The 6,214-nt window shown below is 57.4% G+C and carries 4 protein-coding genes, 1 rRNA gene and 1 pseudogene; 5 read left to right on the top strand and 1 reads right to left on the bottom strand.

The window, feature by feature from the left end:
• The 5 genes and pseudogenes from rrf to ACW5W8_RS19820 form a co-directional block, all read left to right on the top strand.
• Positions 1–88, top strand: a 5S ribosomal RNA gene (gene rrf / locus ACW5W8_RS19840); the annotation flags it as partial.
• Positions 89–357: 269 nt separating this feature from the next.
• A pseudogene (locus ACW5W8_RS19835) lies at positions 358–603 on the top strand (NCS2 family permease); the annotation flags it as partial.
• Between the two features lie 162 nt (positions 604–765).
• On the top strand, positions 766–1,212 hold the full coding sequence (locus ACW5W8_RS19830; RefSeq protein WP_498629797.1) for a GNAT family N-acetyltransferase: 447 nt from the start codon (positions 766–768) through the stop codon (positions 1,210–1,212).
• 159 nt (positions 1,213–1,371) lie between these two features.
• Positions 1,372–4,245: a bifunctional [glutamate--ammonia ligase]-adenylyl-L-tyrosine phosphorylase/[glutamate--ammonia-ligase] adenylyltransferase gene (gene glnE / locus ACW5W8_RS19825; protein WP_498629795.1), complete on the top strand. Its 2,874-nt coding sequence runs from the start codon at positions 1,372–1,374 to the stop codon at positions 4,243–4,245.
• A 265-nt stretch (positions 4,246–4,510) separates the two neighbouring features.
• A complete protein-coding gene (locus ACW5W8_RS19820) occupies positions 4,511–5,605 on the top strand; it encodes a type I restriction endonuclease (protein WP_498629793.1) in 1,095 nt (364 codons plus the stop codon).
• Positions 5,606–5,634: 29 nt separating this feature from the next.
• Here ACW5W8_RS19820 and ACW5W8_RS19815 read toward each other — a convergent pair whose 3' ends face one another.
• The gene (locus tag ACW5W8_RS19815; protein WP_498629791.1) at positions 5,635–6,198 is read right to left on the bottom strand and encodes a GNAT family N-acetyltransferase; all 564 of its coding nucleotides are present in this window, start codon (positions 6,196–6,198) and stop codon (positions 5,635–5,637) included.
• Positions 6,199–6,214: the final 16 nt, after the last annotated feature.

Here is a 6,214-nt window from a genome sequence, read left to right as displayed (position 1 = left end):
CCTGATCCCATGCCGAACTCAGAAGTGAAACGCGGTAGCGCCGATGGTAGTGTGGCATTCGCCATGCGAGAGTAGGACACTGCCAGGCACCCAATACAAGAAACCCCGCTCATCGAGCGGGGTTTTTTATTGCCTGACATTCAGCAAATAGCCTGAAAATTGGTCTGTGTTATCCCATCCTCCCCTGAATTCCTTATCTTCCCGTCAGTTTTACTCATAAAAAACGGCCCTAGCGGTGTAGAATGGCGCTTTATTTGTAAGCGCCGTTAAATCGACCTACTTGGCTTCACCGCATTGAGCCACTTTTTTTGTCATCAGCTCCAGCGGGACGTCCCATGGTAACTGGGCTTCGAGCTTGTGGGCGTGCTGATGTGCTCCGAGCTGACCCAGGTGAAGTGGGAAGATCTGACCGAAGCGGTACCGGTCTTTATGACTGCGGTGATGATGCCGTTCAGCTTCTCCATCACCGAGGGGATCGCCGTCGGCTTTATCTCCTACTGCGTTATGAAGGCTGGCACCGGCCGCTGGCGCGAGATCAACTCCTGCGTGTTGGTGGTGGCCCTGCTGTTCGTGCTCAAGTTCTTCTGGGGCGACGGCCACTAAACTACTGTTCTACCAATAAAATGGGCCTCCGATATCGGGGGCCCATTTTTGTAACCGGAGCTTAAAAAGGGTGGCCGCGCAACGTGCGCCCCGTCAGGCAAAACTGTTAACATGGCTGTCGATAGCCCGCAAATGTCCACCACCATCCAGCAAGGAGCCAGGATGCAGAACAGAGAAGAGCAGTTTCAATTCGAGATCAGTGACGACAAGGGGCGGCTCGACCTGTCGCTTATCCACCGCTTCTTGTCTGAAGAAGCCTACTGGTGTCGCGGTATTCCCCACAGCACTGTGGTGCGGGCCATCAACCACTCCCTCTGCGTTGGCGGCTATGTCGATGGTCAGCAGGTTGCCTTCGCCCGGGTTATCACCGACAAGGCTACCTTTGGCTATCTGGCGGACGTGTTTGTGCTGCCGGAGTACCGCGGCCGCGGTTACAGCAAGGCACTGGTGGCCGCCATTGTCGACCATCCAGAGTTGCAGGGATTGCGCCGTCTCTCCCTCGCCACCTCGGATGCCCACGGCCTCTACGCCGGTTTCGGCTTTGCACCACCAGCCAACCCGGGCAACCTGATGGAGATCTACGATCCCGCCATCTACCAGCGCACCTGAACCGCCAGTTGCCGAATATTCCGGCCGGATCATGCTTCTCGCCCCTGCGCTGTGACGCGGGGGCCTGACAGTGCTAGATTGGCAACCAACATTTTGAACCGGCAGCGTTGTTAACCCCGTGTCGTTAACCCGCTGTCGTGAACCACAAGGACGGCAACCGTGGCCCAGCACTCTCCCTCTTTCTCCGCCCTCTCTCCCCTGCTGCAAGATCAGGCCCAGCGCCAGTGGCAACGGCTGATCGAACTGGCCCCCGACTATGGCAACCAACCCGAGCAGGTGCGCCAGACACTGCAGACCCTGCTCGGCCTCTCCGATTTTGTCGCCGACTCCCTCTTCAAACAGCCGGCGTTGCTGACCGAGCTGCTCGCCTCCGGGGATCTGGAGCGGGCTGAACGCTGGCCCGCCTACCAGCGCGATCTGACCGCCCTGCTCGCCGAGGTGAGTGATGAAGAGGCGCTCAAGCGTATCCTGCGCCAGTTCCGCCGCAGCCGCATGCTGGTGATCGCCTGGCGCGAGCTGCTGGGCCATGCGGTGGTGGAAGAGAGCTTTATCCACCTCACCAAGCTGGCAGATACGCTGATCTGCTCTGCCCGCGACTGGCTCTACGCCAAACAGTGCGGCGAGCTGGGCACCCCGATGGACGGCAACGGCAACCCGCAGCCGCTGCTCATTCTCGGCATGGGCAAGCTGGGTGGTGGCGAGCTCAACTTCTCCTCGGATATCGACCTTATCTTCACCTTCCCCGAGAACGGCTACACGGTCGGCGGGCGGCGTGAACTCGCCAACCAGCAATTTTTCATCAAGCTGGGCCAACGCATCATCAACGCCCTCCACCAGCCCACCCAGGATGGTCAGGTGTTCCGGGTCGATATGCGCTTACGCCCCTTTGGCGAGGCGGGGCCGCTCGCCATCTCCTTTGTCGCCATGGAGGATTACTACCAGCACCACGGCCGCAACTGGGAGCGCTACGCCATGGTCAAGGCGCGGGTACTGGGCCCCCAGTGCGAGCACGCGGTCGAGCTGGCCGAAATGCTGCGCCCCTTTGTGTTTCGCCGCTACATCGACTTTGGCGTCATCGACGGCCTGCGCCAGATGAAGGCGATGATCGCCGCCGAGGTGCGCCGCAAGGGACTGGAGGGCAACATCAAGCTGGGGGCTGGCGGCATCCGTGAAGTGGAGTTTATCGCCCAGGCGCTGCAACTTATTCGCGGCGGTCGTGAACCGGCGCTGCGGGTGCGTCACCTGCCCGAAGCGCTGGCCGCCATCGCCCAATGTGGCGCCCTCGAATCAGCCCATTGCGACCGCTTGCTGGCGGCTTATCGCTTCCTGCGCCGGGTCGAGAACATATTGCAGGAGATCGGCGATCAGCAGACCCAGACCCTGCCCACCGAAGAGCGGGATCGCCAGCGGCTGATCGCCGCCCTCGGCTTTGCTGACTGGGGCGCCTTTATGGCTCATCTCGATGAGGAGATGGCCGCCGTCCATCAGGAGTTCGCCGCCGTGGTGGGGGAAGAGAAAGAGGCACCCGCCCATCTGGAGCAGCTCTGGCTCGACCTGTGGCGCACCGAGCTCGACGCCGCCGAGCTGGAAAAACTGCTGACCGCGCAGGGGGTGGCCGAGCCCGCCCCGCTCTGCGCCGCTCTGCTGCGTTTCAAGGAGGAATACAAGCGTCGTCAGGTGGGGCCGCAGGGGCGCATCGCGCTGGACTGGCTGATGCCGGAGCTGCTGCGACTGGTAGTGGCCAGCGAGCAGCCCGCCCGTCTGTTCGAGCGGGTATGCGAGCTGCTGACCCGCATCTTCACCCGCAGCGCCTATCTGCAGCTGCTGGCGGAGAACCCGGGCGCCCTGCGCCAGCTGGTGCGGTTGTGCGACGCTAGTCATCTGGTGAGCGAACAGCTGGCCCGCTACCCTATCCTGCTGGATGAGCTGCTCGATCCCCAGCACCTCTATCATCCCACCCCGCTCGATCAGTACAAACCCCAGCTGCGCCAGTTCCTGCTGCGCATCCCCGAAGAGGACGTGGAGCAGCAGATGGAGGCGCTGCGTCAGTTCAAGCAGGTGCAGCTGCTGCGCATCGTGGCGGCCGACATTGCCGGCGCCCTGCCGCTGATGAAGGTGAGCGATCACCTCACCTGGCTGGCGGAGGCGATCACCGAAGAGGTGGTCAATCAGGCCTGGGCCCAGATGAGCGAGCGCTACGGGGTGCCACCCGAGGTGGCGGTGAACAGCCAGCGCGGCTTTGCGGTGGTGGCCTATGGCAAGCTGGGTGGCATCGAGCTCGGCTACGGCTCGGATCTCGATCTGGTGTTCCTGCACGGTGGCGACCCCAACAGCTACACAGATGGTCGCAAGCCCATCGACAGCCGCCAGTTCTACCTGCGCCTCGCCCAGCGGATCCTGCACCTGTTCAGCACCCGCACCCCGTCCGGCATTCTTTACGAGATCGATATGCGGCTGCGCCCCTCCGGCGACTCCGGCCTGCTGGTCTCGTCGCTGTCGGCCTATGAGCAGTACCAGCAAAACGAGGCATGGACCTGGGAACATCAGGCACTGGTGCGGGCCCGTCCCATCTATGGCGATGATGCCATCGTTGCCGAGTTTGCCCGCATCCGCCGCGATGTGCTGGCCAGGGAGCGGGAGCTGCCGACCCTGGCCCGCGAGGTGCGCGAGATGCGCCACAAGATGCGGGATCACCTGCTCAAGGCGGGTGCCGGCGAGTTCGACCTCAAACAGTCCCCCGGCGGCATGGTGGATATCGAGTTTATCGCCCAGTATCTGGTGCTGGCCCACGCCTGCGGCGAGCCCGATGCCCTCACCCGCTGGTCCGATAACGTGCGCATCTTCGACGAGTGCGTGATGGCGGGGGTGCTGACCCTGGAGCAGGCGGAAGGGTTGAAGCAGGCCTATCTGGAGATCCGCAACCTCGGCCATCGCCTCAACCTCTCGGAGATCTCCCGCAAGGTGAGCGACGATCAGCTGCAGAGTGAGCGCAGCCATGTGCTCGCCGTCTGGCACAAGCTGCTGGGGGAGTGAGATAAACCACAGCAGGTTCAACGAGAAAGGGGCGCTTGGGCGCCCCTTTCTAATATAAATGTCAGCTACAAGCTCATATTTTCTTCATATAACACTCAATAGCGGTGAGCTGGATCCTGTTTCAGGCATACCAGCCTTGGAATCGTATGGCACTTTGCTGAATATATGCAGAGATAAACCGTCTCTATGACCTCACCTGATTTTGGCCAGATATGACGGGTGAATATCAACTCAACAATTCCAGTCCCAGCGTAGAGAGGAAACAATGGATTTTTCAGAGCAGCTACAGAGTCTAGCCAAAAAGATTGCTCAACAGTCATCGATGATCACCACAGAAGAAGCAACCAAAAACGCATTTGTCATGCCATTTCTCAATCGTGTACTTGGTTATGATGTGTTTGATCCTACGGAGGTGATTCCGGAATTCACCGCAGATACAGGCATCAAAAAAGGGGAAAAGGTTGACTACGCCATTCTCAAAGATGGGCAAGTGCAAATTCTGGTTGAGTGTAAAAAATACAGTGAAAAACTCTCGGCCAAGCACTCTGGTCAACTCTTCCGATATTTTTCAGTTACCAATGCTCGAATCGGCATTCTTACCAATGGGGCACAATATGAGTTCTACACAGACCTTGATGCCCCAAACAAAATGGACGAAAAACCATTTTTGACGCTCGATCTGGAAGACATAGATGAACACATAGTGCCTGAGGTATTAAAACTAACCAAAACCTCTTTCGATGTTGATTCAGTTGTCGATGCAGCTGGCGAACTGAAGTACCTTAGCCAGATCAAAAAATTGCTAGCCGAACAATTTGGCTCACCGGAAGAAGACTTTGTTAAATTTTTTGCATCCAGAATCTATGATGGTGTACTGACGGCAAAGGTCAAACAGTCCTTTACCGACATTACCAAGAAGGCACTTAGCCAATTCCTGAATGACAGCATCAATGCAAGATTGAAATCTGCGATTGGTGGCAGTGTCAACTCCTCAACTATCCAACCCGCATTTGATAGTAATCCATCAAGTGATAACAATAATGCCGAAGGCTGTAGTGAGGAAAAATCAAAGGTCGATACAACGATTGAAGAGATGGAAGGCTTTAATGTTGTCAAAGCAATTCTGAGACAGCGATTTGATGTAACAATAATCGCGGCAAGAGATACCCAAAGTTATTTTGGTATTCTCCTCGACGATAATAATCGCAAGCCATTATGCCGGTTGCATTTTAATGCGAAGCAGAAATATATCGGTTTATTCGATGCAGACAAAAAAGAGACTAGGCATCCTATTTCCTCGATCGATGAAATCTTTACCTTTGCAGATCAGTTGCTGACCGCGACATCAGTCTATGAATAGTTGAAATTAGGAGGGGGGATAATCCCCCTTCATCTCGCAATGAACATCCCCGTTTTCCAACTCAAGCCGTGCTCCATCACCGTCTCCACCAGCATGCTGTTGAAACGCTGATAGGCCTCTTCCTCAAGAAGCCCCGGATAGCTCAACACCCGCAGCGCATGACCTTGATAGTCAGGATGATAGGGCGGGTGGACATGTGCATAGTCGTTGAGACAAAAGCCCAGCCCCTGATAGAAGCGCAGACGGCGAATGGCAATCTCATCCTCTGGCGGATCGATCTCGAGAATGACGGTTTTGCCTGCCCGCTCGCAAAATTCGGCCAGCAGGCGGCTGCCGTAGTTGCGGCCGCGCAGCGCCGGATTAATGGCCAGATGTTCGATATAGATCTGCTCACCGCACGCCCACCAGAAGATAAAACCGAGCAGCAGGCCGTCCTGATAAAAGATTTGGCAGTGATAGCGAGGATCCCGCATCTTCTGCGGCTGATGCTGTGACTGGCGCTGTTCGTAGCGGGGAAAACTCTCGCCATAGATCTGCCAGACCAGCGGCCACGCCGGATGGTTTACCTCTCTAATCACTTCACTCTCAATCATCAGAACTACCTCTCGT

Source organism: Aeromonas aquatilis (genome assembly GCF_054052405.1).
The sequence above is the reverse complement of the archived record's forward strand: the minus strand, read 5'-3'. Positions and strand labels throughout refer to the sequence as shown.